Annotated in this window: 22 protein-coding genes and 2 pseudogenes; 9 read left to right on the top strand and 15 right to left on the bottom strand. The window is 65.3% G+C overall.

Annotation, left to right across the window (positions count from 1 at the left end):
- A complete protein-coding gene (locus CCUG20998_RS07170; RefSeq protein WP_012393368.1) occupies nt 1-987 on the bottom strand; it encodes a mechanosensitive ion channel family protein in 987 nt (328 codons plus the stop codon).
- Nucleotides 977-2092, bottom strand: coding sequence for a peptide chain release factor 2 (gene prfB / locus CCUG20998_RS07165; RefSeq protein WP_020732281.1), 1116 nt, complete (start codon nt 2090-2092; stop codon nt 977-979). The genes CCUG20998_RS07170 and prfB overlap by 11 nt, the downstream gene beginning before the upstream one ends.
- A 133-nt stretch (nt 2093-2225) precedes the next feature.
- On the opposite strand from prfB, the gene CCUG20998_RS07160 reads away from it, so the two are divergent.
- Nucleotides 2226-3596: an FAD-dependent oxidoreductase gene (locus tag CCUG20998_RS07160; protein ID WP_020732280.1), complete on the top strand. Its 1371-nt coding sequence runs from the start codon at nt 2226-2228 to the stop codon at nt 3594-3596.
- Here CCUG20998_RS07160 and CCUG20998_RS07155 read toward each other — a convergent pair whose 3' ends face one another.
- The 3 genes and pseudogenes from CCUG20998_RS07155 to CCUG20998_RS07150 form a co-directional block, all read right to left on the bottom strand.
- Complete coding sequence (locus tag CCUG20998_RS07155; protein ID WP_020732279.1) at nt 3597-5189, bottom strand: FAD-binding oxidoreductase; 1593 nt, start codon at nt 5187-5189, stop codon at nt 3597-3599. It lies immediately after the preceding gene.
- Nucleotides 5190-5199: 10 nt separating this feature from the next.
- Nucleotides 5200-5403, bottom strand: a complete 204-nt coding sequence (locus tag CCUG20998_RS28085) for a hypothetical protein (RefSeq protein WP_012393364.1) — start codon at nt 5401-5403, stop codon at nt 5200-5202.
- Nucleotides 5404-5431: 28 nt separating this feature from the next.
- Nucleotides 5432-6804 (bottom strand): annotated as a pseudogene (locus tag CCUG20998_RS07150) (HNH endonuclease signature motif containing protein).
- A gap of 151 nt (nt 6805-6955) precedes the next feature.
- Between CCUG20998_RS07150 and CCUG20998_RS07145 the strand changes: the two are divergent.
- A complete protein-coding gene (locus CCUG20998_RS07145; protein ID WP_020732276.1) occupies nt 6956-7951 on the top strand; it encodes an Acg family FMN-binding oxidoreductase in 996 nt (331 codons plus the stop codon).
- Nucleotides 7952-7955: 4 nt separating this feature from the next.
- On the top strand, nt 7956-8384 hold the full coding sequence (locus CCUG20998_RS07140) for a pyridoxamine 5'-phosphate oxidase family protein (protein ID WP_020732275.1): 429 nt from the start codon (nt 7956-7958) through the stop codon (nt 8382-8384).
- 79 nt (nt 8385-8463) lie between these two features.
- On the opposite strand, the gene CCUG20998_RS07135 is transcribed toward CCUG20998_RS07140, so the two are convergent.
- Nucleotides 8464-8880 carry a group III truncated hemoglobin gene (locus tag CCUG20998_RS07135; protein WP_015354972.1) on the bottom strand — a complete coding sequence of 139 codons (417 nt, stop codon included), beginning with the start codon at nt 8878-8880 and terminating at the stop codon, nt 8464-8466.
- 2 nt (nt 8881-8882) lie between these two features.
- A complete protein-coding gene (locus CCUG20998_RS07130) occupies nt 8883-10271 on the bottom strand; it encodes a WS/DGAT/MGAT family O-acyltransferase (RefSeq protein ID WP_020732274.1) in 1389 nt (462 codons plus the stop codon).
- A gap of 191 nt (nt 10272-10462) precedes the next feature.
- Between CCUG20998_RS07130 and CCUG20998_RS07125 the strand changes: the two genes are divergently transcribed.
- Nucleotides 10463-11461, top strand: coding sequence for an Acg family FMN-binding oxidoreductase (locus CCUG20998_RS07125; protein WP_020732273.1), 999 nt, complete (start codon nt 10463-10465; stop codon nt 11459-11461).
- On the opposite strand, the gene CCUG20998_RS07120 is transcribed toward CCUG20998_RS07125, so the two are convergent.
- The 3 genes from CCUG20998_RS07120 to CCUG20998_RS07110 are packed head-to-tail and all read right to left on the bottom strand — an operon-like array spanning nt 11441 to nt 14678.
- A complete protein-coding gene (locus CCUG20998_RS07120) occupies nt 11441-13198 on the bottom strand; it encodes a GAF domain-containing sensor histidine kinase (RefSeq protein WP_020732272.1) in 1758 nt (585 codons plus the stop codon). The two genes, CCUG20998_RS07125 and CCUG20998_RS07120, sit on opposite strands and share 21 nt — an antisense overlap.
- A gap of 11 nt (nt 13199-13209) precedes the next feature.
- Nucleotides 13210-13860 (bottom strand): hypoxia response regulator transcription factor DosR/DevR, encoded by a 651-nt coding sequence (gene dosR / locus CCUG20998_RS07115; RefSeq protein WP_011740390.1) that lies wholly within the window; start codon nt 13858-13860, stop codon nt 13210-13212.
- A gap of 23 nt (nt 13861-13883) precedes the next feature.
- A complete protein-coding gene (locus CCUG20998_RS07110) occupies nt 13884-14678 on the bottom strand; it encodes a universal stress protein (RefSeq protein WP_020732271.1) in 795 nt (264 codons plus the stop codon).
- A 937-nt stretch (nt 14679-15615) separates the two neighbouring features.
- Here CCUG20998_RS07110 and CCUG20998_RS07105 point away from each other — a divergent pair.
- Nucleotides 15616-16761: a PPE family protein gene (locus CCUG20998_RS07105; RefSeq protein ID WP_020732270.1), complete on the top strand. Its 1146-nt coding sequence runs from the start codon at nt 15616-15618 to the stop codon at nt 16759-16761.
- Between the two features lie 540 nt (nt 16762-17301).
- Complete coding sequence (locus CCUG20998_RS07100) at nt 17302-18450, top strand: PPE family protein (RefSeq protein ID WP_012393355.1); 1149 nt, start codon at nt 17302-17304, stop codon at nt 18448-18450.
- An 18-nt stretch (nt 18451-18468) separates the two neighbouring features.
- On the opposite strand, the gene CCUG20998_RS07095 is transcribed toward CCUG20998_RS07100, so the two are convergent.
- A complete protein-coding gene (locus tag CCUG20998_RS07095) occupies nt 18469-18804 on the bottom strand; it encodes a hypothetical protein (RefSeq protein ID WP_036457430.1) in 336 nt (111 codons plus the stop codon).
- A gap of 23 nt (nt 18805-18827) precedes the next feature.
- Here CCUG20998_RS07095 and hisN point away from each other — a divergent pair, with 23 nt between their 5' ends.
- From hisN to CCUG20998_RS07080, 3 genes are all read left to right on the top strand, one after another.
- Nucleotides 18828-19616, top strand: coding sequence for a histidinol-phosphatase (gene hisN, locus CCUG20998_RS07090; protein WP_020732268.1), 789 nt, complete (start codon nt 18828-18830; stop codon nt 19614-19616).
- 81 nt (nt 19617-19697) lie between these two features.
- Nucleotides 19698-21095: an acyl-CoA dehydrogenase family protein gene (locus tag CCUG20998_RS07085; RefSeq protein ID WP_020732267.1), complete on the top strand. Its 1398-nt coding sequence runs from the start codon at nt 19698-19700 to the stop codon at nt 21093-21095.
- A 54-nt stretch (nt 21096-21149) separates the two neighbouring features.
- Nucleotides 21150-22355, top strand: coding sequence for an acyl-CoA dehydrogenase family protein (locus CCUG20998_RS07080; protein WP_012393352.1), 1206 nt, complete (start codon nt 21150-21152; stop codon nt 22353-22355).
- A 9-nt stretch (nt 22356-22364) separates the two neighbouring features.
- Here the strand turns inward: CCUG20998_RS07080 and CCUG20998_RS28895 are convergent, their stop codons facing one another.
- From CCUG20998_RS28895 to CCUG20998_RS07065, 4 genes and pseudogenes are all read right to left on the bottom strand, one after another.
- Nucleotides 22365-22493 carry an Acetolactate synthase, catabolic gene (locus CCUG20998_RS28895; RefSeq protein WP_020732266.1) on the bottom strand — a complete coding sequence of 43 codons (129 nt, stop codon included), beginning with the start codon at nt 22491-22493 and terminating at the stop codon, nt 22365-22367.
- Between the two features lie 76 nt (nt 22494-22569).
- Nucleotides 22570-22653, bottom strand: a pseudogene (locus CCUG20998_RS28335) (hypothetical protein); the annotation flags it as partial.
- Nucleotides 22654-23634: 981 nt separating this feature from the next.
- On the bottom strand, nt 23635-25227 hold the full coding sequence (locus CCUG20998_RS07070) for a condensation domain-containing protein (protein WP_020732265.1): 1593 nt from the start codon (nt 25225-25227) through the stop codon (nt 23635-23637).
- A gap of 755 nt (nt 25228-25982) precedes the next feature.
- Complete coding sequence (locus CCUG20998_RS07065; protein WP_020732264.1) at nt 25983-26528, bottom strand: NifU family protein; 546 nt, start codon at nt 26526-26528, stop codon at nt 25983-25985.
- Nucleotides 26529-26533: the final 5 nt, after the last annotated feature.

Raw genomic sequence — 26533 nt, 5'->3', positions numbered from 1 at the left:
CTACCGCTGCTGCTCCGCTCCCGCAGGTGCGTCCGCTGCCCCACTGACGGTGGCCGGGTGAGCCATGACCCCCACCGCGGCCTGGGCGTCGGCCGGGGTGATGATCCCGGCGCCGGTGAGCGCGCGGATCACCAACACCCGCAACTGCCGGCCCGCCGCGAACTGCTTTCCGGGCAGCGTGCGCGCCACCAGCCGCAGCGTGACGGTGTCCATTTCGAGTTTCTCCACGCCCATTACCGTGGGCTCATCCAGCAACAGGTCGCCGAGGATGGCGTCTTCGCGCGCATGTTGGCATTCCCGGTGCAAGACCTCGTTGACGCGGTTGAGGTCGGCGCCGGTCGGGACCGGGATGTCGATGACCGCGCGCGCCCAGTCCTTGGACAGGTTGATCGACTTGACGATGTTGCCGTTGGGAACGGTGTACACCTCACCGTCGCTGGATCGCAGCTTGGTCACACGCAGCGTGACCTCCTCCACCGTGCCGGCCGCATTCTCCGGCGACCCGACCATGCTGAGCTCCACCAGGTCACCGAACCCGTATTGCTTCTCGACGATGATGAAGAACCCCGCGAGCAGGTCCTGGACCAGGCGCTGGGCGCCGAAGCCCAGCGCCGCGCCCAGCACCGCGGCCGGCCCTACCAACGACCCGACCGGAAACGGCAGAATGTCGACGATCTCGTACAGGACGATGACGTAAATCAGGACGATCGAGACCCAGGAGATCACCGACGCCACCGCCTGGCGGTGCTTGGAGACCTCCGATCGCACGAGCGCGTCGCTTTCGGTGAACCCCAGGTCGAGGCGCTGAGTCACTCGCTTGGCAACCCAGGTCACGAAGCGCGCGGCCAGTACCGCCGCGATCAGCACCATGACGATGCGCAGACCGCGGGTGATGATCCATTCGCCGATTTGCCCGCGCCAGAAGTCGTGCCAATACTGGGCCGGCGAGAATGTTGCCAGGGCAAAAGCTGTGGTGTTAGTCGTCATCTTTTCGGTTGCGCCACCGGATCCCCGCTTCCAGGAATCCGTCAATGTCTCCATCTAGCACGGTCGCCGGATTACCAACCTCGTACTCGGTTCGCAGATCCTTGACCATCTGGTAGGGGTGCAGCACGTAGGAGCGCATTTGGTTGCCCCACGAGCTACCGCCGTCGCCTTTCAATGCGTCGAGCTCAGCGCGTTCTTCTATACGCTTGCGCTCCAACAACTTTGCCTGAAGGACCCGCATCGCCGCCACCTTGTTCTGCAGCTGCGACTTCTCGTTCTGGCAGGTGACCACGATGCCGGTCGGGATGTGGGTCAGTCGAACCGCCGAGTCGGTGGTGTTCACCGACTGCCCGCCCGGCCCGCTGGACCGGTAGACATCGACCCGCACATCGCCTTCGGGGATGTCGATGTGATCGGTGGTCTCCACCACCGGCAGCACTTCGACCTCGGCGAACGACGTCTGTCTGCGGCTCTGATTGTCGAACGGGCTGATCCGCACCAGCCGGTGGGTGCCCTGCTCGACCGACAGCGTGCCGTAGGCAAACGGCGCGTGCACGGCGAACGTGGCGCTTTTGATCCCGGCTTCCTCGGCGTAGGAGGTGTCGAATACCTCAACGGGGTACTTGTGCTGCTCGGCCCACCGGACATACATCCGCATCAACATTTCGGCCCAGTCCGCGGCGTCGACTCCCCCTGCGCCAGAGCGAATGGTGAGCAGCGCCTCACGCTCGTCGTACTCGCCGGAAAGCAGCGTGCGCACCTCGGTGGCCTCGATGTCGGCACGCAACGCCTTGAATTCGGCGTCCGCCTCGGCCAGCGCTTCTCCGGCCGCGGCACCCTCTTCCTCGGCGGCGAGCTCGTAGAGCACCGGCAGGTCCTCGAGACGCCTTCGCAGCTCCTCGACCCGCCGCAACTCCCCCTGGGTGTGAGACAACTCACTGGTCACACGCTGGGCTCGGGTTTGGTCGTCCCAGAGCTTCGGGTCGGACGCCTCGTGCTCGAGCTTCTCGATGCGACTGCGCAGACCTTCGACGTCGAGCACCCGCTCCACCGTGGTCAGGGCGGAGTCAAGGGCAGCGATCTCGGCTTGACGGTCGGGTTCCACAGCCGACAAGGCTACCGGTAGTCGCTGGCATCAGCGTCTAGCATCAGGAGACGATCATGTGCACCGCGCGACTGCGACGCTGTCAGCCCATGTACCCCCTGCGCGCAGCCGGGCACGAACAGAGGGCAGAACCATGCCGCAAAACCAACGTCCGTACCACGTCGCCGTCGTCGGTTCCGGGCCATCGGGGTTCTTCGCCGCAGCGTCACTGCTGAAGGCAGCCGACTCCTCCGACGAGATCGAGGTGGCCGTCGACATACTCGAGATGCTGCCGACCCCGTGGGGACTGGTGCGTTCCGGCGTCGCCCCCGACCACCCCAAGATCAAGTCGATCAGCAAACAGTTCGAGAAGACCGCCGAAGACCCTCGCGTCCGATTTTTCGGCAACGTGGTGGTGGGCGAACACGTCACCACCGCCGAGCTGACCGAACGCTATGACGCCGTCATCTACGCCATCGGGGCCCAATCCGACAAGCCGCTCAACATCCCCGGGGAGAACCTGCCCGGCAGCGTGGCCGCCGTCGATTTCGTCGGCTGGTACAACGCGCATCCGAACTTCGAACACTCGACACCGGATCTGTCGGGCCGTCGCGCCGTCGTCATCGGCAACGGCAACGTCGCGATCGACGTAGCCAGGATCCTGGTCACCGATCCCGAAGTGTTGGCGCTCACCGACATCGCCGACCACGCACTGGACTCACTGCGCCCGCGCGGGGTCGAGGAAGTGGTGATCATCGGTCGGCGCGGGCCGCTGCAGGCCGCATTCACGACTCTGGAGTTGCGCGAGCTCGGTGAGCTCGAAGGGGTCGACGTGGTGGTTGACCCGGCTCAGCTGGAGGGCATCAGCGACGCGGATGCGGAGGCGGCCGGCAAGGGGATCAAGCAGAACATCAAGGTGTTGCGCGGCTATACCGAGCGCGCACCACGTCCGGGCCACCGCCGAATCGTGTTCAAGTTCATGACTTCGCCGGTCGAAATCAAAGGCACCGACCGGGTGGAGCAGATCGTGCTCGGTCACAACGAACTCGTTACCGATGAGGACGGGTGGGTGTCGGCCAAGGACACCGGAGAGCGAGAGGAACTGCCGGTTCAGCTGGTCGTGCGATCGGTTGGCTACCGCGGGGTCCCCACTCCCGGGCTGCCGTTTGACCAGAAACGCGGGATCATCCCCAACACCGCCGGCCGGGTGCAAGGCAGCAGCAACGAGTACGTCGTGGGCTGGATCAAGCGCGGACCGACCGGGGTGATCGGGACCAACAAGAAAGATTCCCAGGACACCGTCGACACCTTGATGGCCGACCTGACGGCCGCCGAGCTCAACACGTTCCCCAGCAGCCACACCGCCGACCTTGCCGACTGGCTGAGTTCACGCCAGCCGGAGCTGGTCACCGCCGAGCACTGGAAATCCATTGACCACTTCGAACGGGCCGCCGGCGAGGCCCTCGGACGTCCGCGCGTGAAACTGCCGAACGTGACCGAGATGCTGCGCATCGGGCACGCCTGATCAACGGTCGAGAAGCACCCCGGGGTTGAGAATCCCGGCCGGGTCCAGTGCGGTCTTGGCCGCGCGCAACGCCGCCATAAAGGGATCGGGGCGCTGCCGGTCATACCAGGGCCGGTGATCGCGGCCGACGGCGTGGTGGTGGGTGATGGTGCCGCCGGTCGTGCTGATCGCTTCCGAAACGGCCGCCTTGATCTCGTCCCATTGCGCATCCAGGGATCCCCAGCGCCCCGCCGCGTAGACGCCGTAATAGGGGGCCGGACCATCCGGATAGACGTGGGTGAAGCGGCAGGTCACCAACCCGACGCCACAGACCCGCTCGATCGCCGCGCCGGCCGCGTCGGTGATGGCGGCGTGCAGGGTGTCGAATCCGTCCCAGGTGCATGCGGTTTCGAAGGTTTCCGCGATCACACTGCGCCGGGCCAGAGCGTCGCGCTGGTAGGGCATCCGCAGGAACGCCGAACGCCATGCCTGAGAGACGTCAGAGCCAATCTGCGCCGCGGCGGCTTGGCGGGTTTCGCGTCCACGCCGTGCGGTCACGGTGCCGCCGTAGCCGGCGGCTATCTCCACCGCCCGGTCCAGCCACGGGTCGATGGGATGATCGGCCGATTCAAAAGCCAGCACCAGCAGGCCGCCGCTGACCGCGGTACCGGTGTTGAGGAACGCCTCGGCAGGATCCAGCAGCCGGCAGTTCGCCGGATAGAGGCCCGCTTGCGCGATGGCGCGGGTCGCGGTGACCGCCCCCGCCCAATCGTCGAACTCCACCGATGCGGTGAGCTGCCATCGCGGGCGGTCCTGCAACCGCATCCACGCCTCGGTGATGATGCCCAGGGTGCCCTCGGAACCGAGGAACATCCGGTCCGGAGAGGGCCCCGCACCCGAGCCCGGCAGCCGCCGCGACTCGCCGACTCCCGCCGGACTGACCACCCGCATGGATTCGGTCAAGTCGTCGATGTGGGTGTAGAGCGTCGCGAAGTGCCCGCCCGCGCGAGTGGCAAGCCAGCCGCCCAGGCTGGAGAATCCGAAGGACTGCGGGAAATGGCGCAACGTGAGACCGTGCGGGCGGAGCTGATCTTCGATCGAGGGCCCCAGCGCGCCCGCCTGGATCCGTGCCGCCCGACTCACCTTGTCGATCTCGAGCACCGCACCCAGCGCACCGATGTCCACCGTGACCGCGGGCTGGTCGAAGCGCGGCTCGACACCGCCGACCACCGAGCTGCCACCACCGTATGGGATCGCCGGAATCTGTTCTCGGGTACACCAATCCAGCACATCGACAACGTCGCGTTCGCTGCGCGGCCGCGCGATCAGGTCGGGAACATGGTCGAGGTGGCCCAGCAGGTTGCGGGTGACGTCACGAAAAGCCTTGCCGCGCGCATGACCCGCACGGTCTATCGGATCGGACGAGCAGATACCCGCCAGCGATTCCGGCGGACTGACCCGGGCCGCGGGCAGCGCGAGCGCGGCCGGGTCCGGCGGCTGATGATCGGAAAGGTCATGGCCGGGAAGCAACGCCGATACGCGCGATACCAACGCGTGCGTCTCCGCCTCGGTCAGAGCATCCTCGACGTTGCCCCAACCCCACCATGACCGCATCGTGGCGCGATCAGCGTTTGCGGACCACGACGGCAACACCGACGACCAACACCACCAGGGCCGCGGCGATTGCCCAACCGGCACCAGCCAGCCACCAGATGACAGCCAACAGCGCCAGCGCCGGCGACAACACGAACAGCACCATCGCGGGGTGCTGCTTGATCACCGCCAGCGCGCTCGTCGCGCGGACCCGATCGATTTCCTTGCCTGCCATGGGTTCAGCATGCCAGACAACGGCGTAATCAACCCCCCTCTTCGCCTTCGTCGTCTGCGCTGTCGCGGAGCAGTTTTTCGGGGTGGTGGTAGGTGTTGGTTCTTGGCTGTCCATGGTCGAAGTGCGGCGGTGGCAGCCATTCGGTATCACCGTGGGCGTTCTTGCGAGTGCGCCAGCCCTGCTCGAGCAGTTTGTGGTCAGGCCCGCAGGCCAGAGTGAGTTGATCGATGTCGGTGCGCCCGCTGGTGGCCCACGCGGCGACATGATGCACCTCGCATTGATAGCCCGGCACATCACAGCCCGGACGGGTGCAACCACGGTCTTTGGCATACAACACCAGGCGCTGCCCCGCAGTGGCCAGCCGTTTGGCGTGATACAGCCCCACCGCCTTGCCCCGATCAAACACCGCCAGATAGTGATGCGCGTGACGGGCCAACCGGATCACATCCGATATCGGCAACACGGTGCCGCCCCCGGTCAGCCCCCGACCGCAGGCCCTTTGCAGCTCACCAAGGGTGGTCGTCACGATGATGGAGGCCGGTAACCCGTTGTGCTGGCCCAAGTCTCCTGAGGCCAACAACGCCCGCACCGCAGCGTTGAGCCCATCATGGTGACGCTGCCCAACCGAACGCCGATCACGACTCACGGCGTCCGCACCGGCCGGGGCTTGCACCACCGGACTCTCGTCATCGGGGTTGCACATCCCCGGGGCCGCCAGCTTGGCCAGCACCGCATCCAACCCCGCCCGCGCTTCCGGGGTCAGCCAGCCGCTGATCCGCGACATCCCGTCGCGTCCCTGCCGCCCCAGCGTCAAGCCGCGTCGCCGGGCCCGATCCTCATCGCTATAGCGACCATCGGGATTCACACAATCCATCAACCGCTGCGCCAATTTGGCCAACTGATCGGGGCGGAACTGCCCCGCCAACCGCGCCAGATGCGATTCGGCGCGCTCGCGGGTCTCTAGGTCCACCTCGGCGGGCACCTGGCCACAGAACTCCCGGATCACCCGCACATGACCCGCACCGATACGCCCCTGACGCACCGCGGCCGCGGTCGCACTCAATAACGGCGCCAGCTGTTCGCCCGTCAACGCCCGGCGCGGACCCAGATCAGCGGCCTCCCCCAGCCGCCGACTGGCTTCCCGCGACTGACCCGTAACCGACCGGCCAACACCGCCGCCAGTTTCCCACCCAACTCCTGCTCACCGGCCTGCTCCACCAGCTGATTGATCAGCGGATGCTCGATGCTGGGCAACCGACGCCGCGCAACCTCACAACGCTGCAACAACGCCAACCGCTCCGGCGTCGTCAACCCGTCAAAACACAAGTCCTGCAGCCGCGTCATCACCGCATCGAGCGCGTCGAAAGCCGCAACAACCTCTTCCCGACTAATCGAACTCATGTTCGAATGATACGAGCGGCCACCGACAGAATCAGAGCCCGAACGAGCAGCAACCCCACCCTGAACGCACAGTGGCACAAGGTATTTGCGCTGAATGACGAATGACCCTAGCCAGCCGCTTCAGGCCGTCCGTAGCCTCGAGGGTGTGGACATGGAGGTGCTCAAAACCGCAGTGCTGCTGGCCTGCCGGGCGCCATCCGTACACAACAGCCAACCGTGGCGGTGGGTGGCCGACCGCGATTCCGGTTCCGAGGTCGTGGCTGTTCACCTGTTCGCCGATCGCGGCCGAACCGTTCCCGCCACAGACCATTCCGGCCGGGAAACCCTCATCAGCTGCGGGGCGGTGCTCGACCATCTGGGCGTAGCCATGACGGCGGCGGGCTGGCAACCCAGCATCACCCGCTTCCCCACCCCCGATGACCCCAACCATCTGGCCGCGGTCGACTTCAGCCCCATCGAGGAAGTCACCGAGACCGAACTCAAACGGGCCGAGTCGATCCTGCAACGGCGCACCGATCGACTTGCGTTTGACCGTCCTCGCTACTGGGACCTGTTTGAAGGGGTGCTGAGGAACACCATCGACAACGACATCGCGATGCTCGACGTGCTCACCGACGAACAACGGCCACAACTGGTGCAAGCGTCGCACCTCAGCGCGGCGCTGCGGCGCGATGACTTGTCCTATCATGCCGAACTGGATTGGTGGACTTCACCGTTCGTGCTGACCGATGGCGTGCCACCGCTGGCGCTCGCTTCCGACACCGAGCGCCAGCGGGTAGACCTGAGCCGCGATTTTCCGGTTCGCAGTCACCAGGACCGCCGGCCCGAAATCACCTCGGACTGGTCGAAAATCCTTGTTCTATCCACCCTCGGCGACACTCGGGCCGACGTATTGCGGTGCGGTGAGGTGTTGTCCAGCGCTCTGCTCGAATGCACCATGGCCGGAATGGCAACGTGCACCTTGACGCATCTGATCGAGTCGAACGAAAGTCGCGACATCGTCGCCGACCTGATCGGCCGACGCGGTCAACCGCAAGTCGTGATCCGCGCTGGGATCACTCCGCTGATCGAAGAAATTCCCGCTCCGACGCCGCGGCGAGGACTAGACAGTATTTTTGAAGTTCGCCAGAAGCCCGAGAAAGGTTGAAACGATGCCCGACCGACCAGTCACGTTTCTGTCTGACGATCAAAGCTGGAAGCTGCTGAGCAGCGCGGCGCTGGGGCGGTTGGTCACCAGCATCGCCGGCGAGCCGGAGATCTTCCCGGTCAACTACGTGGTGCAGGATCGCACCGTGCTGTTCCGCACCGCCGAGGGCACCAAACTGTTTCTCGCCGTGACGAGTAGCCCGGTCGCCTTTGAAGCTGACGATCACAGCGATACCGAAGGCTGGAGTGTGATCGTCAAGGGTCGCGCTCAGGTACTGAGAACCGACGCGGAGGTGCAACGAGCAGAGCGCGCCAAACTGTCACCGTGGATCCCGACCTTGAAGTTGCACTACGTGCGGGTGATCCCGACCGGAATCACCGGACGGCACTTCAAGTTCGGCCCGGAGCCAGACCGCAACGACACCTTCGCCTGATCCCCTTCTGCGCCGAGCGTCACGCCAGCGTGGCGTTCGGCATGGAGCGTCACTCTGGCGTGACGCTCGGGGCGTTACCTCAGCGGCCGACGAGTGCGTCGAGTTCGAGGGCATCCACTCCGTTGAGCCGGCGATGCATCGCCCAGGCGATCCTGGCGGCCTGAACTTTCGCATGCTCGGCCACCGGCCCGCGATACATCGCATCGACGGTGTCATTCCAAATGGTCAGCCAGCGGACGAAATGGCGGGCGCGCAGCGGGGTCTGCCGGTGTAGATCCCGGTGGGCTGTCAGCGCGCTACCACGATAGCGACCGGCACGGAACAACACCGTCTCCCAGAAGTCGCACATGACCGGAAGGTGCGAGTCCAGCCCGCTCGACCGCAGTTCGGTAAACGGCTCCGCCAACACCTCGTCGTCCAAGGCTCGACCGTAGAACCGGCGCAACAGTGCCGCGACATCGGTGCGGTTTGCCAGGTCGCTAGCAGAATCGCCCATCCTCACACCACCAGTGACAACGGTCCGCGAGCGCGACGGGCCTTGCGCCGCTTGCTGATCGCCACCAGCCGGGCCACCGCGGCTTCGATCCCCCGCGCCAGCTGATCCGCGTCTGCGACCGCGTTGTAGTCGGTGAGTATGCCGAAGTACAGGTCGTTGGCGTAGCTGAGCATCGCGACGCCGGTGCGCAGGTGCATCGCCAGCGGCGGCACCGGGAATACCGCGGCCACTGGCCGACCCATGATCTGCAGTGGTTCGCGTGGACCGGGCACATTCGTCGCCACCGTTGCGACTCCGCGTTGCGGTAGCCGCATCAAGACGCCAACGGTCCAGGCGGTCAGTGCGAACGGGATGCGATGGGCCAGAGATAGGAACAGGTTTCCGGCTTGGGGCTGGCCGCTGGCCTTGGTTTGCCCCAACCGGGCATGCACCTTGCGCAACCGCTGAACCGGATCCTCCTCGTCCACGGGCAAGTTCGGCAGCATCGCCGAGACCCGATTGTCGGTCTTGTCGAAGGCGTTGTCGGCCCGCACCGAAACCGGCACCAGTGTTCGCAACGAACCCTGCTGCGGTTGCTGGCCCCGCGCCAGCAGCACGTTGCGGTAGCTCTCGGTAATGGCAGCCAGCGCGACGTCGTTGATGGTGACGTCGAATGTCTCACAAACCAGTTCGAGGTCGGCCATCGGCACCCGAGCCCCGCTGAACCGGCGCAGGTCGCTGAGCGGCCCGGTCAGCGCCGACGCCGCCGGGGTCAGCAGGCCGGTGACAAGTTCGCCCGCCCCTTGGGCCAGGCGGACCACCCCTGAAGCGATCGCGGCGGGCGCATTCCACAGCCCACTTAGCCCGCTGCGGGGGCGGGCGGCGGCCGCTTTCAGCCGCTGCTCGGCGCGGCAGCGGGCCGAACCGTCGGCCGCGCCGCCACCATCGCGGTCGCATAGCCCGGTAAGTATGTGGGTTGCCGCGATCCCGTCGGCCATGCAGTGGTGCACCTTTGTCAGCATCGCCCACCGCTCTCCGGCGAGGCCCTCGATAGCCCAGAGTTCCCACAGCGGCCGATCGCGGTCCAGGCGCCGCGCCATCACGTCGGCAACCAGCCGGTACAGCGCACCATCATCGCCGGGATGGGGCAGCGCCACGCGCCGCACGTGCCGGGCGATGTCGAAGTCGGGGTCATCCACCCACTGTGGTGCGCCGAGGTCGAACGGGTACCGACGCAGTCGTTGGGCAAACCGCGGACAAGCGCGGATCCGCTCGGAGAACACCGACACCAGGTCATGCTGCTCGGGTGCCGGCCCCTCGATGACAGCCAGGCCACCGATCGCCAGACTCACCCGCGGGTCCGCATCTTCGGCCTTGAGGAACCCGCTATCGAGCGTCGTCAGATGGTTCATGAGCGCTTTTCCCAACCTCCCGCGGTTTATCTGCAACCCGCAGTACCACTATTCCGGTGCGGCCACGGCTCGGAGCAGGGCCAAAGGTCCCTCGTTGCCGGTGGCTTCATCCTCTGCCACGATCAGAGATCGCACACCGATCCTTGACGTATGACAGCGATGGGACGGCTTGTCTGACCGGAAAGGCAGCGATGAACGCCCAATTCCCAGACGTGGGCACCCTGCGAACGGTCCTCACGCTGGCCACCCGCGCACCGTCCATTCACAACACGCAGCCGTGGCGCTGGCAGGTCACCTCGAGAAGTTTGGAGCTCTTCTCCGAGCCGGATATGCAGCTGCACAGCACCGACCCGGACGGCCGCGACCTGATCATCAGCTGCGGCGTCGCACTGCATCACTGTGTCGTCGCCCTGGCGTCGATGGGCTGGCAAGCCACGGTGACCCGCATTCCCGACCCGGACAACTCCCGTCATCTGGCGAGCCTCGAGCTGCAGGCGAAGCCACCGGATCAGGGCGACATCGCGCTTGCGGCGGCCATCCCGCGGCGGCGAACGGACCGGCGGGCCTACAGTTCCTGGCCAGTGGCCGCCGGCGACATCGCCCAGATGGCGGCCCGGGTAGCCCGCTGCGACGTGGCGCTGCGCCAGGTCGCAGCGCTGGACAAGATGCGCGAAGTTGTGGCGCAGGCGGTCTGGGACCACGCCACCAATGACGAGTACATGCGCGAACTCACCACGTGGAGTGGACGATACGGCGCGGTAGCCGGAGTTCCGGCCCGCAATACGCCCCCGTCGGATCAGGACGCCCCGATTCCCGGACGCCTTTTCGCTGGGCCTGGGCTGGCCCAGCCGTCGGGGGTCTCACCGGCCGCCGACAGCGCCGTGATCCTGGCGCTGGGCACCGAGGAAGATGACCGGGCATCAAGACTTCGCGCGGGCGAGGCGACCAGCGCTGTCCTGTTGACCGCGACGGCGATGGGGTTGGCCTCCTGTCCCATCACCGAACCGCTGGAGGTCCACAAGACCCGCCAAGCGATTCGCAAGGATGTATTCGGTGGCAGTGCCCATCCGCAAATGCTGCTGCGTGTTGGTTGGGCACCGATCAATGCCGATCCGCTGCCGGCAACGCCGCGTCGCAACCTTTCCCGGGTGGTCGAATGGCCCGAACAACTATTGGATGAGCGGGGCTGACCAGCGCAACAACGTTCCGCCGCCAGCGGCCGGGCTTTCGATGGTGAACTGGCCGCCAGCCTCCTGGGCGCGCCGCCGCAGATTCGTCAGCCCGCTACTGGTGTACGACTTGGGCATCCCGCGCCCGTTGTCACTGACCTCAATGCACAAGTCGTCGTCGACCTTGACCCGAACGGTCAGGGTGGTGGCCTGCGCGTGCCGGACCGCGTTGCTGACCGCTTCCCTGACCACCGCCTCGGCGTGGTCGGCGAGCACGTTGTCAACCACCGACAGCGGCCCGATGAATTGGACGGTGGTGCGCAATCCCGAGCTGCCGAACGCAGCGACGGCGGCATCGATTCGCTGCCGTAACCGAGTGACGCCCTGCGATGACCCATGCAGGTCGAAGATGGTCGTTCTGATTTCCTGGATCACCCCCTGCAGGTCATCGATCACTTCTGAAAGCCGTTGCTGAACTTTGGGTTCACGCGTTCGCGGCACACTGCCCTGCAACGCCAGACCGATGGCGAACAACCGCTGGATCACGTGATCGTGGAGATCGCGTGCGATGCGATCGCGCTCGGTCATCACGTCAAGTTCGCGCATTCGACGCTGCGAGGTGGCCAGCTGCAGGGCCAGCGCGGCCTGGTCGGCAAAGGCGGCCATCATCTCGAGCTGCTCTTCGGTGACCGACTCCGGACTGCTGGGATGCAGCAGCACCACGACACCTGCCACGGCATCGGTGGCGCGCAGCGGCAAGACCAGCGCCGGACCCGTGTCGCCCAGTTCGTCCACACCCTCGACAGCGATCTTGTCGACTTGCCGTGGAGCGCTGTCGGGCAAGACCTCTGCCAGGGCGGTACCCGCTACCGCGATGGTGCACCCCTCGGCCGCAGCCACCGCATTGCCAACCGTTTCAATCACCAGTAGCTGTGCCACCTCGGAAGCGGGCACGTCCTCGTCGACGGGAACGGCCACCAGCGCGGCGTCGGCCGACGTGAGCTTGAGCGCCTCCTCGGCGACGAGCCGAAACACACTCGCCGGTTCGGTGCCGGACAACAGTTCGGTGGCGATGTCACGGGTGGCCCCGATCCACGCCTGTCGCGCTTTGGCCTGTTCGTAGAGGCGCGCGTTGGCGATTGCGATACCGGCCGCCGCCGCCAGTGCCTGTACCAGCAATTCGTCGTCGTCGCTGAACGGTTGCCCGTTGGTCTTGTCGGTCAGGTACAGAGTGCCCAGCGACACGTCGCGCACCCGAACCGGAACCCCGAGGAAGGTCCGCATCGGCGGGTGATGCGACGGAAAGCCGATCGAGGCAGGGTGCTGGGAAATATCTTCCAGCCGTAAGGGTTTGGGCTCATCGATGAGAAGACCGATGACGCCCAGGCCCTCGGGCAGGTGCCCGATACGGGCAACCGTGTCCTCGTCGATGCCCTCATAGACGAACTGCAACACGCGCTTATCCCGATCGTGCACCTCCAGGGCGCAATATCGAGCGTCGACAAGATTGGTGGCCGAGTGAACGATCGTGCGCAAGGTGGCGTCCAACTCCAGGCCCGACGTGACCACCAGCATGGCCTCCACCAGTCCGTCGAGACGGTCGCGGCCCTCGACGATCTGCTCGACCCGTTCCTGCACCTCGACCAGCAGCTCACGCAGCCGCAGCTGAGACAGCGTGAGGCGCAACGGACGTAGACCGTCACCTGAGGGCACGCCCAGGGATGGACCCGCATCCTGCGGATGTGGTTCGTCGGTCATGGCCGCGCCGCCTATCGATGGCCTGCCGAGCGCGCGCGCTTCAACTCCGCGGCGAACACCGCGGCCTGCGTCCGGCGCTCCATCCCCAGTTTGGCCAGCAGCCGCGAAACGTAGTTCTTCACCGTCTTCTCGGCCAGGAACATCCGGTCGGCGATCTGCTTGTTGGTGAGCCCCTCGCTGAGCAACCCCAGCAACGTCCGCTCCTGATCGGTAAGGCCGGACAGCGGGTCCGGCCTCTCGACAACGCCGCGCAATCGGGACATCAGTGCGGCCGCGGCACGGTTGTCCAACAGCGAGCGCCCCGCACCGACCTCCTTGATGGCTCGAGCCAATTCCATCCCCTTGATGTCCTTGACAACATATCCGCTGGCTCCCGCCAGGATGGCATCCAGCATCGCCTCATCGGACGTGTAGGACGTGAGGATCAGACAGCGCAGATTCGGCATGCGAGACAACAGGTCCCGGCACAGTTCGATGCCGTCTCCGTCGGGCAACCTGACGTCGAGCACCGCGACGTCGGGATTGGCCGCGGGAATCCTGGCCATCGCCTCCGATACCGAACCCGCCTCACCGACAACGTCAAGTTGGGGATCGGCGTCGAGCAGGTCAATCAGGCCGCGCCGCACCACCTCATGATCGTCGACCAAGAAGACCGTTACCAACGGACCACTCCCCGCTCTGCTGCCTACAGGTTGCCGCTACGGACCGTCAGGACCGAGCATCCAGCGCCGTACACGCTGCACACCTGGGCTGCGTGCGAATCCGTGACGTACAGTTCGTCCGGCTTGGCATTGGCAGCCATGTAGCGGCAGGCATGTCCGGCGATGATCGCCGACTCCACCCGAACATCGGGGTATAGCCGTGTCCATCGGGTCAGCCGCCGGGTCAGTTGCGCTGTCGCCAAACGGTTTCCGTCCTCGTTCCGGTGACCTGTGGCAACGCGTGAGGAGATGGCCCGTAATGGGACATTGCGCAGCCTGGCCTCCTCGAATGCATGCCGCAGCACCGAGCCGTTGTCCACTTCCGCGACGACTTCGCCGACCTTGGGCGCCCCCGCAGCACCCGCGGGTGACTGAATGACGGCCACCGGGCACAACGCCGAACCGGCCAGAGTTCCCGCCACCGAGCCCTCCCCCCGGCGTGCGTGGTTGAGTCCGATCGACCCGACACAGACCATTACCGCCGTGCGAGACTCCTCCAGCAGCTTGGTAAGCGGCCGTCCCCACAGAATCTCGGTTTCGATCTTGACCGGTTGTCCGGTTGCCTCGACGGCGCGCTGAACGTCGAACAGCGCCGCGCGCGCGGCGCTTTGCCGGCCATCTCGATCACCGGCAGGAGCCTGCGCGGGATCGATGATGTACACCAAGCGCACGGGGATATCGCGGCTGACCGCCTCATCGACTGCCCACACAGCCGCATGGGTGGACGCCCGCGATCCATCGATACCGACGACGATTGCCGGGGCTGCCTGGTTGCTCATCGTGGCCTCCTCTACTGGGCCGCTCGGCTAGTCAATACGTTATCGGCGGCGAGCCAGAGTTCCCAGAGGCGTTGGTCCCGATTCCAGTGCCATTGGTCCCTACGAATCCGGCCGTAGTGAGAACACAGCTACTAAAGCGACAACAGACGAATTGGGGGTTCCCGTGTCTCATCCACGCATGAGCGCTCCACAGGCACCCGAGAATTACGTTCATCGCCAACTGGCGGAACGTAATGACGGTGCAATCACGCGGTAATAAACATCGCCTGGCGACTCCCGGTGCACAAGCATGCATCACGGCCCGGTAGGTTGGCAATGGGTCAGTTCCCAACACCGGCCCAACCGCGATGGCGGGGCACGCCCGGGGGCGGCGCGTGCCCGCTGCGAGTTCGACATCCGCTGGGCCCGCCCGGCCCATTGGAGCTGGGCTTTCCGCCTCCCCGTTCGTCGATGCGGCCCGACTCGGCCAAGCGCGCGGCATCGGGCAGCAAACAGCCCTGAGCCCCAGCTAGCCGGCACGGCAAACCGGAACCATGCGCCGGAGACAAGCCGGCCGGCAAACGTCGCATCATCGTTTAGATTCAACGTGACCAAAAGTCAACAAACGACTCAGGGCCAACGCAGCGAATGCCCAATAGCGCCCTTTAATAGCCGCTATACAGCTATCCCACAGTGCAATTTCAGGTGCAAGCGGCGCCTGTCCCGCAAATTGCCGCGCACTGGCGCGACCGCCGGCCGGTTGTAAGCTCGGCGCGACGCTAGCCAGCTCCCACTCGGACGCGAATTCAGCGTTTCGCACCCCGGCAGTTGCTTAGCGCTTGTGACCCTCCCGAGAGCCAGTGTCGGCTCGGAACGCCCACCCACGTCCAACGCACGTACAACCCACGCACACATACCGCCACATACGGCCACAACCAGTCAAAGGGGCTGTGGAGCAATGAACTACGCATTCTTGCCGCCCGAAGTTAACTCAGCGCGGATGTACAGCGGCCCCGGTTCTGCGTCGCTACTGGCCGCCGCGGCAAGCTGGGACATGGTCGCGATCGAGTTGGCATCGGCGGCCGAGGGCTACCGCTCGGTGATCTCAACCCTCAGCGGTATGTACTGGTGGGGCCCCGCCTCTGCGGCAATGCTGGCCGCGACCGGTCCGTTTATCGACTGGCTCGAGATAACCGGCGCGCTGGCCAGCGAAACCGCCAACCAGGCCGCCGCGGCGGCCGCGGCCTACGAACAGGCCTATGCGATGACGGTTCCGCCGATCGTTGTCGCGGCAAATCGCGCCCTGCTGGTAGCGCTGGTCGCTTCAAACTTCTTCGGGCAGAACACCGCAGCGATCGAGGCTACCGAGTCAGAGTATGCCGAGATGTGGGCCCAGGACGCCGGAGCAATGTACGACTATGCCGCCACCTCGGCCATGGCTACCGCGTTGGTGCCGTTCTCCGCTCCCGGGCAGGACACCAACCCCGCCGGGTTGGCCGCCCAAAGCGCCGCGGTCAGCCAAGCCGCCGGCAACGCCCCGGCCAGCGCCCAGTCCGTGTGGTCGCAGTTGACCTCGCTGGTGCCCGACGCGCTGCCGTCATTGAGCAACTGGCCAAACATCCTGCCCGACGACTTCAGCATTCTCGACGGCATCTTCGCGATGTATGCGACGGTCGGCGTCACCCAGGATGTCGAATCGTTCTGCGCCGGAATCATCGGCGCCGAGAACAATCTGGGTCTACTCGGCGCCGCTTCGGAGAACCCCGCCGAAGTGACTCCTGGTGCCCTCGGACTCGGCGCGATGTTCTCCTCCGCCGAGCGCAGCGCCGTCGGGGGCGCGACCAATGCGGTGACCGTCAGTATGAGCCGGGCGGGTTCCATCGGTCAGTTGTCGGTGCCCCCGTCTTGGGCCGCCCCTTCGTCGGGCCCCGCCTCGGCGTTGTCGGTCAGCGGATTGACCACGATCCCGGGCACCGAGGTGGCCGAGCAGGGCGCACCGGGCATGCCGGGTATGCCGGTGGGAACTGGAAAGCGAGCCACCAGCGTCATACCCCGATACGGGGTCCGGCTCACGGTCATGGCACGCCCGCCCGCGGCCGGCTGACACCCCGCGGGCACTCGAACCCGAATAGCCGGATTACGCTGAGCCACTCCGGCTGGTGAGACGGCCAGTAGCAGAAAGCAATTCCGCCTTTCGACGATTGTTGAACGGCTGGCTGGATCGCCGGACTTTTGTCTATCGCCGGCAGCGGCGCGGAATTCACTGGACTATTACCAGGAATTTACTCAAACGGTATGCGCCGTCACCCGCACCTTTGCGACTTTTAGGGCAAGCCTGAACCGAAGGTCGCCCGCATGCCACGCGCACGAGGCCCGCCAACGATTGGCGGACGTCACCTGCCCCTGGCGGCGACTGGCGCCTGATTGCGCCTGGTTACGCCCATCACGACGCCCACTGCCGTGGGCGCGCCAACCCACCGCGGGTGGCATTTCACGTGATTCGCACATTTTGCGTCAATCCCCCACCGCAAATGCGGAAATTCTAGATATTTGAGTAACCCCCGCCCACCACAACGGCCGCCGACGACGCCGCCGCCGATCGCGAAGGGTTCAACACTCACATCAACTAAGGAGCTGTGTACCAATGGATTTCTCGCTATTACCGCCGGAAGTAAACTCCGCCCGCATGTACACCGGCCCTGGTTCGGGCTCCCTGCTGGCGGCCGCGGCCAGCTGGGATGCGCTGGCAGCCGAGCTGGGTACCACGGCCGAAACGTGTGGGTCGATCCTGACGGGTCTGACCGACTTGAGTTGGCGTGGCCCGGCATCGGAATCGATGGCGGCCAGCGCCGCCCCCTATGTCGGCTGGCTGTATCGGACGGCCGAGCAGACGCAGCAGGCCGCAATCCAGGCCAGGACGGCAGCGTTGGCCTTCGAGCAGGCATACGCCATGACCGTGCCGCCACCCCTGGTCGCGGCCAACCGCGCGCAGCTGCTGGTGCTGATCGCGACGAACTTCTTCGGACAGAACACCTCGGCGATCGCGGCCAACGAGGCGCAGTACGCGGAGATGTGGGCCCAGGACGCCGCGGCGATGTACGGCTATGCCACCACCTCGGCGGCAGCGGGCATGCTGACGCCGTTCTCTTCTCCGAACCAGGCAACCAGCCCGGCTGGGCTTGCCGCGCAAAGCACCGCGGTCACCCAAGCCAATGCCACCGCCGCTGCCACAGATCCGATTACCCAACTGGTTTCGTCGCTGACTCAGTCGCTGGGGGCAATACAGGCGATACCGAGCATCCTCCCCGATGACTTCACGATCCTCGACGGCGTCTTCAGCGCCTATGCGACGGTCGGCGTCACGCAGGACATCGAGTCGTTCTGCGCCGGGGTCATCGGCGCCGAGAACAACTTGGGCTTGATCGGCTCATCAGAAAATCCCGCCGAGGTAACGCCCAGCGATTTTGGGCTCGGCTCGCTGATTTCGTCAACCGCTCCCGCCAGCGCCGCGTCCGGCGGCGGGCTGGGCAGTGCGGTGGCCGCCAGCGTCGGACGGTCGGGCTCGATCGGCCAATTGTCGGTTCCGCCCAGCTGGTCCGCGCCGTCGGCGCGGATGGTCTCGGCGCTGTCGCCGTCCGGGCTGACCACCATCCCGGGGACCGAGGAGGCTGCCGCCGCGGGTTCACCGGGCTTTCCGGGCATGGTCGCGCCGCCCGCAACGCGGGCCTCGGGCGTGCTGCCCCGCTACGGCGTCCGGCTCACCGTGATGGCACACCCCCCGGCGGCCGGGTGAGATCGCGTGCCAAGCCCGCTAGTCCTCGGGCGGTTCTTCGAGCGCGAAGTTCCAATTGTCGGGGTTCTTGGGGGAATACACGACCGGCAGCACCTGCCCGGTGGACGGCCACTGATCTACGTCAACGGCCATCCGCCCATACACCGTGTATTCGTTGACGGTTGGCCCGTTGATGACGCCGGTGATGGTCACGTACTGCTCGCCGACGGCGTCGTCTGGCCGCGGGCTGACTCCGGTGACCAACAAGGTGCCGCTGGCCAGGGCACCGCGGGGACCACGAGGAATGAACCGCGGGGCAAGAAACGCCAAGAGCACCGCGACCAATATGAGCAACACGCCGAATTCCCATCCCACGCTGCCATGGTAGGACTGCTGGCATGAGTGAGCAGGATCTGCACCTTGCGCTGGCACTCGCCGACCGTGCCGACGCAGTGACGCGCGCCCGATTCCAGGCGCTCGACCTGCGGGTGGACACCAAACCGGACCTGACCCCGGTCACCGACGCAGACCGGGCGGTCGAGACTGAAATACGTGCGGCGCTGCAACGTGAGCGCCCCGGCGACAGCGTCTTGGGCGAGGAATACGGCGGTACCACGACCCTGCGCGGACGCCAGTGGATCATCGACCCGATAGACGGCACCAAGAACTTCGTCCGCGGGGTGCCGGTGTGGGCCAGCCTGATCGCGTTGCTCGAAGACGGCGTCCCATCCATCGGGGTGGTCAGCGCCCCCGCATTGCAGCGACGATGGTGGGCCGGACGGGGTCAGGGCGCGTTCACCGCGGTCCAGGGTGGACCGCCGCGCCGGATAGCGGTTTCTTCTGTGGCAGAACTGAATTCGGCCAGTCTCTCCTTCTCCAGCCTGTCCGGGTGGGCCCAACTCGGATTGCGCGGACAATTCGTCGACCTGACCGATGCGGTATGGCGGGTGCGCGCCTACGGCGACTTCTTCTCTTACTGCCTGCTCGCCGAAGGGGCCATCGACATCGCCGCCGAACCGGAGGTGTCGGTGTGGGATCTGGCCCCGCTGGACATTTTGGTGCGTGAAGCCGGCGGGCAATTCACCAGCCTGGACGGCACCCCCGGCCCGCACGGCGGCAGCGCCGTGGCGACCAACGGCCTGCTGCACGAACAGGTCCTCAACCGGCTTCGCAGCAACCGGGTGTGAATTAACTAACAGGCCTCTATCTATCTTACTCAGGAGTAAGATACGGTTATCGCACTGCCCCAACGACAGAGGCTTGCTGACATGACCGAAACACTTCCCGCCCCTTCCGCCAAGCGCTCTCGCTCACGCGACGACCGCCAAACCTCGCTGGGGATGCAACCCCACAAACGAACCGGAATCGACGTGGCACTGGCATTCCTTACCCCGATCATCGGCCAGGAATTTCTGGACAAGTACAACCTGCGCGATCCGCTGAACCGGGGCCTGCGCTACGGGGTGAAGACCATGTTCTCCACCTCCGGCAAGGCGAACCGTCAATTCCAGCGGGTACAGAACCTGCGCGGCGGCGGCCCGGTCCGGCTCAAGTCCAGCGGCAAGGACTACTTCGACCTCACGCCCGACGACGACCAGAAGATGATCGTCGAGACGGTGCAGGAGTTCGCCGCTGAGATCCTGCGTCCGGCCGCTCACGATGCCGACGAAGCCATCAGCTATCCCGCCGATCTCATCGCCAAGGCCGCCGAACTGGGCATCACCGCGATCAACATTCCCGAGGACTTCGACGGGATCGCCGAGCAGCGCTCCACGGTGACCAACGCATTGGTGGCCGAGGCCCTGGCCTACGGCGACATGGGGCTAGCGCTGCCGATCCTGGCGCCCGGCGGCGTGGCATCGGCACTGACCCACTGGGGCAGCGCCGACCAGCAGGCCACCTACCTCAGCGAGTTCGCCGGCGAGAATGTCCCGCAGGCCTGCGTGACCATCGCCGAGCCGCAACCGCTGTTCGATCCCACCCGGCTGAAGACCACCGCGGTGCGCACCCCGTCCGGCTACCGACTCGACGGCGTGAAGTCCTTGGTCCCCGCTGCGGCCGACGCCGAATTGTTCATCGTCGCCGCCCAGCTCGACGGCAAGCCGGCACTGTTCATCGTGGAGTCCTCGGCCGCCGGACTGACCGTCAAGGCGGACCCGAGCATGGGCATCCGCGCCGCCGCCTTGGGCCAGATCGAACTCTCCAAGGTTTCGGTACCGCTGAGCGCCCGGCTGGGTGAGGATCAGGCCACCGACGCCGACTACTCGGAGGCCATCGCCCTGGCCAGGCTGGGCTGGGCCGCGCTGGCCGTCGGCACCTCGCACGCGGTGCTCGACTACGTCATCCCCTACGTCAAGGAGCGCGAAGCCTTCGGCGAGCCGATCGCGCGTCGTCAAGCCGTTGCGTTCATGTGCGCCAACATCGCCATCGAGCTCGACGGTCTGCGGTTGATCACCTGGCGCGGCGCGTCACGGGCCGAGCAGGGTCTGCCGTTCGCCCGCGAGGCCGCACTGGCCAAGCGGCTCGGTTCCGACAAGGGCATGCAGATCGGCCTGGACGGCGTGCAGCTGCTGGGCGGGCACGGCTACACCAAGGAGCACCCGGTCGAGCGCTGGTACCGCGACCTGCGGGCCATCGGCGTCGCCGAGGGCGTAGTCGTCATCTAGTCCGCAACCAGTCGTCAACCAATACTTTCCGGCCTTTCAAGCGAAAGATCAATCATGGCAATCAATTTAGAAATCCCGCGCAAGCTACAAGCGATCATCACCAAGACCCACCAGGGCACGGCGGAGCTGATTCGGCCGATCGCGCGCAAGTACGACCTCAAGGAACACGCGTACCCGGTCGAGCTGGACACCCTCATCACGTTGTTTGAGGGAGCCTCGGAGTCCTACAACTTCGCCGGAGCCGACGCGCTGCGCGGCTCCGAAGACAGCAAGGACGAGAACCACAACGGCGCCAACATGGCGGCCCTGGTGCAGACCATGGAAGCCAGCTGGGCCGACGTCGCGATGATGCTCTCGATTCCCTACCAGGGCCTGGGCAATGCCGCGATCTCGGCGGTGGCCACCGACGAGCAACTGGAGCGCCTCGGCAAGGTGTGGGCGGCGATGGCCATCACCGAGCCGGCCTTCGGCTCCGACTCGGCCGCCGTGTCGACCACGGCCACCCTCGACGGCGACGAGTACGTGATCAACGGCGAGAAGATCTTTGTCACCGCGGGATCGCGCGCCACTCACATCGTGGTCTGGGCCACCCTGGACAAGTCGAAGGGCCGGGCGGCGATCAAGTCGTTCATCGTGCCACGCGAACATCCCGGCGTCATCGTCGAACGGCTCGAGCACAAACTCGGCATCAAGGGTTCCGACACCGCCGTAATCCGCTTTGACAACGCGCGCATCCCCAAAGACAACCTGTTGGGCAAGCCGGAAATCGAAGTGGGCAAGGGTTTCTCCGGGGTCATGGAAACCTTTGACAACACTCGCCCGATCGTGGCCGCCATGGCTGTCGGCATTGGCCGCGCCGCCTTGGAGGAGATCCGCAAGATCCTCACCGATGCCGGCATCGACATCGACTACGACCGGCCCGCGTACACCCAGAGTGCCGCCGCGGCCGAGTTCCTGCGGATGGAAGCCGATTGGGAAGCCAGCTACCTGCTTTCGCTGCGCGCGGCATGGCAGGCGGACAACAAGATCCCCAACTCCAAGGAAGCCTCGATCAGTAAGGCCAAGGCTGGCCGGATGGCCAGTGACGTCACCCTCAAGGTGGTCGAGCTGGCCGGCACCACTGGCTATTCCGAGCAGCTGCTGTTGGAGAAGTGGGGCCGCGACTCCAAGATCCTGGACATCTTCGAGGGCACCCAACAGATCCAGCAGCTGGTTGTCGCTCGTCGACTGCTGGGCATGTCGTCCGCCGAGCTCAAGTAGCCCGGGGATTCAGTCGAGCACCCCGTCATGCAGGTCGGCAAACAGTTCGATGTTGCGGCTGTAGTCGACGGGCACATCGATGAGCGTGACGCCGGGTTCGGTCAGCGACATCCGGAACACTTCGGCGAACTGGTCCATGCTGTGGATCCGGATTCCCCTTGGCTCCAAAGGCTTTGGCGTAGCGGACCACGTCGTAGTCGGCTAGCTCGATACCCGATGTGCGGCCGTATTTGAGCACTTCCTGGAAACCAACCATGTCGTAGCTGTTGTCGCGCATGATGACGTGGGTGAGATCCAGCCCCAGCCGGGTTGCGGTCTCTAGCTCCTGCGCGCTGAACAGGAAGCCGTTGAGGGATTCGCGGCCGGCTGGAACCGGCGGAGGCTCTGGCCCAAGGCCTACATCGGCGACAACCCACTGGCCGAGGTATCTATGTGTACGGCATGGCGGCGTTTCCCGTGGGCCCAGTATCCCTTACGAGCTGTTTGCGAAAGTGCCCATCCGGCAACTGTCCGCCCCTGATGTGCGCCGCTAGCAACGGAGGGGCGCAAAGATCAGGGGAAACCACACGTGTTCGCGGAATCGCGGTGCACCGATCTTCGTCATCCGTGCGCAGCTCTTTCGGTCCAGTGTCATCACGGGCGGGAGGAGCCCGCCCGCGGCGGGCAAAGTCGGGTTCGGCACTTGGCGGAGCCTGGGTTCGGCAATGAACAATCTTTTTATACAACGGTTTTCGGGTCACCGGATTGGCCTGGATGGACCGCGGCCATCACGGTCAGTCTATTGTCGTGGTACTGCAAACGTTGCGGTGTACCTGGTGTTGGCATGACTTCGCCATGAGTCGCAGTTTAATAATGCTGCATTGCAGTGCATTTCATTTGCCCCGCCCTCGACCTCGTCTCGTTCCGGGCAGGCGGCCGCCCTCTTCCAGTCGCTGGCCCCGCCCGAGGATCCCTGCCTGGCATAGCTGTTCGACTGCGCAACCGGGCTACGCCCCGTCTGATCTATGCCACTGACTATCAACACTATTCATACAAGCGCAACTGCGCGCCTACGGCGCATCGAGTCCGCCTCTCACTCGCCTCACCTACCGTGACACCCCAGGCCCCCGCCCCCCGTTGCTCGACCAACTATCGTTCTCACTACCTGAGGGTCCGCCCAGCGACCGCGCGCCCCCACAGCTTGCGCCACAAGTCCCCAATAGGTTGAAGCAACACACCCAACCACTGCAGCCGCTGCGGGTCCCGATTGGCACCGCATGCCCCCCATGCAGGCCAACCATTAGTGCCGCGGATCCCTGGCCATAGCGTCCGACAGCGTTGTGATCGCGTCATGCCAGAGCACAGCCAGCTCCAGAGCCTCTTCATCGGTGGTCAGCCGGTCGCTCCAGCGCCAGTAGGTCACAATCTGCGGACCCGCTGCGCTGCCCTGCACCAATGCGCTCACGTCGAACACATGGCGCAGCGGTAGGTCCGATTCAGGCGCCGCTGGCGAGCTTGCGTTGAGCGCACTGCCGGTACCCAGACTCCACGGTGACACATAGGACTGATCTCGCCCACTCGAAGGCCATTGGTCAACGTCATCTCGCCCCCGTGTTTGCGTCTTGAGGTCGAGCCGACCGATGTAGTTGAAGGCCACCTGCGGTTGACAGGCAGCGAGCAGGTCTGGGTCGCGACGATGGTGGCGCAACAGCGCATAGTCCAGTCCATTGTTCGGGACCGCGTCGATCTGCTTGGAGACCGCTCGCAGCAGGCCCCGGGCCGCCCCGGGGTCTCTCCGAGCAGTGTCCACATCCACCGTTCGCCCGACTCCAAGGCGAACAGGGAAGATCTGGGTGAACCAACCAACCGTGAGCGAAGTATCAATTCCGGCTCCACCTGGACCACACCCCTCGAAGAGCGCGTCATCGCGCCCGTGGCTCTCGAGGTTCAGCAAGACGCCCTTGTCATTTCGAGCGGGTGCGTCGCCACGCCGGCGCCGCCAGGAAAGAAGCGTCATGGTCAACGCCGTCAGCAGGAAGTCCCGCACGTCAATATCGGTTCCGGATGCCACCTCGTCGAGGACGAAGCGAGTGGTGTCCGCCTTGGTGACAATCTCTGTCGTGCGTAGTGACGCCCACGTGTCGCCTTCTGGATCGAGCTTTCGGCATCCCAGCGCAGGGTCCGGCCCAGCTAGCTGCGCCAACCAGTAGTCGCGTTGGGCAGCGACCTCGTAGGTATGGCTGCGGGCCGTCAGCAACCGTGACCACTCTCGATATGTGGTGTATTCGCCGGGCAGAGCCGCCTTTTCCGGGTTGCCCAGCTGCGCCCAGGCTTCGGCCATAGTGGCAGCTAGCACATACCAGGACACCACGTCGATCATCCGATGGGGCACTACGAGCAGCAAGCGGCCGACTGCGGGCCGAGGGACGTCGTACCAAAGGGCCTGGACCATCGCACCACCGAGCGGGTCGATCCTATCGATCACCGCGCAGACATCTGTGGCCGCTACGCCGTGAGCCGGTCCGCACTTCCGGGCGAGGATGTCTGCGGCACGGACCACGCCGGGCGGCCTGGTGGATAGCCGGTAGCCGCCGTCGACCACCTCAAGATTGGTGCGCAGTATGTCGTGGCGGTCCAGCACCGCCTGCAGAACAGCCTCCAATTCACCTGCAACGATGTTGGGCGGCAATGTGATCCAGACGGACTGGGTGAACCGGCGGAACCTCCCGTACTCGTACATCCACGACACGATCGGCGGCGTGTCGATCTCGCCGAACTGGTCGAGCCACGGTTGATTCTGTGCTAGCTGTTGCGACGTACCAAAGAAGTTGCTGCCGAATTGCTCCAAGTTCAGCCCGCGCCGCCGGTGCCAATAGGCGGTGTCTCTGATCATCCTTCGCATCCTCTCTCGACATCGTTCACCCTGGAACCGCCGCACTCCTCTGCCGTCTTAGCGACTTCACGGGGACGCGGGCCAATCCCCCCCGCCGGGCTTGTTCAGGCAGGATCGGTCCGGTCCGATGTAGATCGCCGTCCTGTTCCTGCGGATATGGTCAACTGCGCCTTGAGCTCTGGCCAGAACGAAGATCGCCTCACCCCATGCGCGCTTCCTCACATCGATAGGCTGAGCGCCGCTCCCCGGCCGGGTAACCGTAGCGACATCATGCGAGCCGACGCTCGGATGACAACGCCCCGACGCGGCCATCGGCAGACCATGACGTCACCAAGTCCGCCACCAAACAGTCTGGCCAGCAACTAGTCCCAAGTTCCGCCCACAAGCCGCTTAGCGAACAAACAGCCTGCTATACCCCGGTACCCTATCAGGGGTGCGCCCGAGATCGGACCTCCAGCGACATATATTCAAGCCGAGTCGAACTACACCAATTGAACCCGGTATGTCCGGAAACTGCCGCGCGCCTGGGTTTTCGGAGATGCTGGCTTGTCAATTCTTTGGACACGGCGCCCGCTACAGCTACCCCACCCCTCAAGCACTCCATGCCGTAAGCCAGGTCCCGGCCAGAGGTTTTGGCCAGGCATCCACCTTGACACAGTGCCGGGGTATGGCAACGTTTGTGTTCGCTAGGCGGCTTGCGGGAGTAGCGCCAGGAGAGTGGGGCCAATGGGCTGGCCACGTGAATATTGACGCGATCAAATAGTTGTGGGGCGGCGGAGCGACAACGGGATCCACTTGCGTTGCGATGTTGCGGCTCGTACTTCGGTTATCTGCGGGTAGCGGGTTCGCACCGTGCGTGAGACCAGGTGGCTGAGTGTGTTCCCGCTCGCCGCACACCCTTGGCAGGCGCCGCCGAAGTCCACGGTTAGAACCCCGTCTTGTACCGAGCGCGCAGTCACCATGCCGCCGTGGGCATCCGCGACAGGTGCTACCTCCTGCTGGAGTAGGGCCTGGATCTGGCTCAACAATGCGGCGGAGCTGGTCAAGGCTTCCTGATGCGGTGCGCTCAACGCAGCGAAGAGCAGCGATCGGACTCGGGGGCCTTCGGTGCTCCAAGATCGGTTGGCGCCGAGCCAGGTCAGCACTTGTCCGGGGGCAGTCTCCACCCGTGCCAGCACGCCCTCCTCGACGAGCGCTAGTAGCTGCGGCGGCACCGCCGGCAGAGTGCGGTTTCCTATCGACCATTTCAGCAAACGAGGATCGCCCTCGGCGGTTTCAGGGTGCAGCAGCGGAATGGACATGTCCC

This window comes from Mycobacterium marinum (assembly GCF_003391395.1).
In the GTDB taxonomy this organism is placed as follows: Bacteria; Actinomycetota; Actinomycetes; order Mycobacteriales; family Mycobacteriaceae; genus Mycobacterium; species Mycobacterium marinum.
Note: the sequence above shows the minus strand (reverse complement) of the source record. Positions and strands in the feature narration are given on the sequence as shown.

Bases quoted from the DNA above. Each gene is read 5' to 3' on its own strand.
- CCUG20998_RS07170 (WP_012393368.1), bottom strand. From the start codon at position 987: ATGACGACTAACACCACAGCTTTTGCCCTGGCAACATTCTCGCCGGCC.
- CCUG20998_RS07160 (WP_020732280.1), top strand. From the start codon at position 2,226: ATGCCGCAAAACCAACGTCCGTACCACGTCGCCGTCGTCGGTTCCGGG.
- CCUG20998_RS07155 (WP_020732279.1), bottom strand. From the start codon at position 5,189: ATGCGGTCATGGTGGGGTTGGGGCAACGTCGAGGATGCTCTGACCGAG.
- CCUG20998_RS28085 (WP_012393364.1), bottom strand. From the start codon at position 5,403: ATGGCAGGCAAGGAAATCGATCGGGTCCGCGCGACGAGCGCGCTGGCG.
- CCUG20998_RS07145 (WP_020732276.1), top strand. From the start codon at position 6,956: ATGGAGGTGCTCAAAACCGCAGTGCTGCTGGCCTGCCGGGCGCCATCC.
- CCUG20998_RS07140 (WP_020732275.1), top strand. From the start codon at position 7,956: ATGCCCGACCGACCAGTCACGTTTCTGTCTGACGATCAAAGCTGGAAG.
- CCUG20998_RS07135 (WP_015354972.1), bottom strand. From the start codon at position 8,880: ATGGGCGATTCTGCTAGCGACCTGGCAAACCGCACCGATGTCGCGGCA.
- CCUG20998_RS07130 (WP_020732274.1), bottom strand. From the start codon at position 10,271: ATGAACCATCTGACGACGCTCGATAGCGGGTTCCTCAAGGCCGAAGAT.
- CCUG20998_RS07125 (WP_020732273.1), top strand. From the start codon at position 10,463: ATGAACGCCCAATTCCCAGACGTGGGCACCCTGCGAACGGTCCTCACG.
- CCUG20998_RS07120 (WP_020732272.1), bottom strand. From the start codon at position 13,198: ATGACCGACGAACCACATCCGCAGGATGCGGGTCCATCCCTGGGCGTG.
- CCUG20998_RS07110 (WP_020732271.1), bottom strand. From the start codon at position 14,678: ATGAGCAACCAGGCAGCCCCGGCAATCGTCGTCGGTATCGATGGATCG.
- CCUG20998_RS07105 (WP_020732270.1), top strand. From the start codon at position 15,616: ATGAACTACGCATTCTTGCCGCCCGAAGTTAACTCAGCGCGGATGTAC.
- CCUG20998_RS07100 (WP_012393355.1), top strand. From the start codon at position 17,302: ATGGATTTCTCGCTATTACCGCCGGAAGTAAACTCCGCCCGCATGTAC.
- hisN (WP_020732268.1), top strand. From the start codon at position 18,828: ATGAGTGAGCAGGATCTGCACCTTGCGCTGGCACTCGCCGACCGTGCC.
- CCUG20998_RS07085 (WP_020732267.1), top strand. From the start codon at position 19,698: ATGACCGAAACACTTCCCGCCCCTTCCGCCAAGCGCTCTCGCTCACGC.
- CCUG20998_RS07080 (WP_012393352.1), top strand. From the start codon at position 21,150: ATGGCAATCAATTTAGAAATCCCGCGCAAGCTACAAGCGATCATCACC.
- CCUG20998_RS28895 (WP_020732266.1), bottom strand. From the start codon at position 22,493: ATGGACCAGTTCGCCGAAGTGTTCCGGATGTCGCTGACCGAACCCGGC.
- CCUG20998_RS07070 (WP_020732265.1), bottom strand. From the start codon at position 25,227: ATGATCAGAGACACCGCCTATTGGCACCGGCGGCGCGGGCTGAACTTG.
- CCUG20998_RS07065 (WP_020732264.1), bottom strand. From the start codon at position 26,528: ATGTCCATTCCGCTGCTGCACCCTGAAACCGCCGAGGGCGATCCTCGT.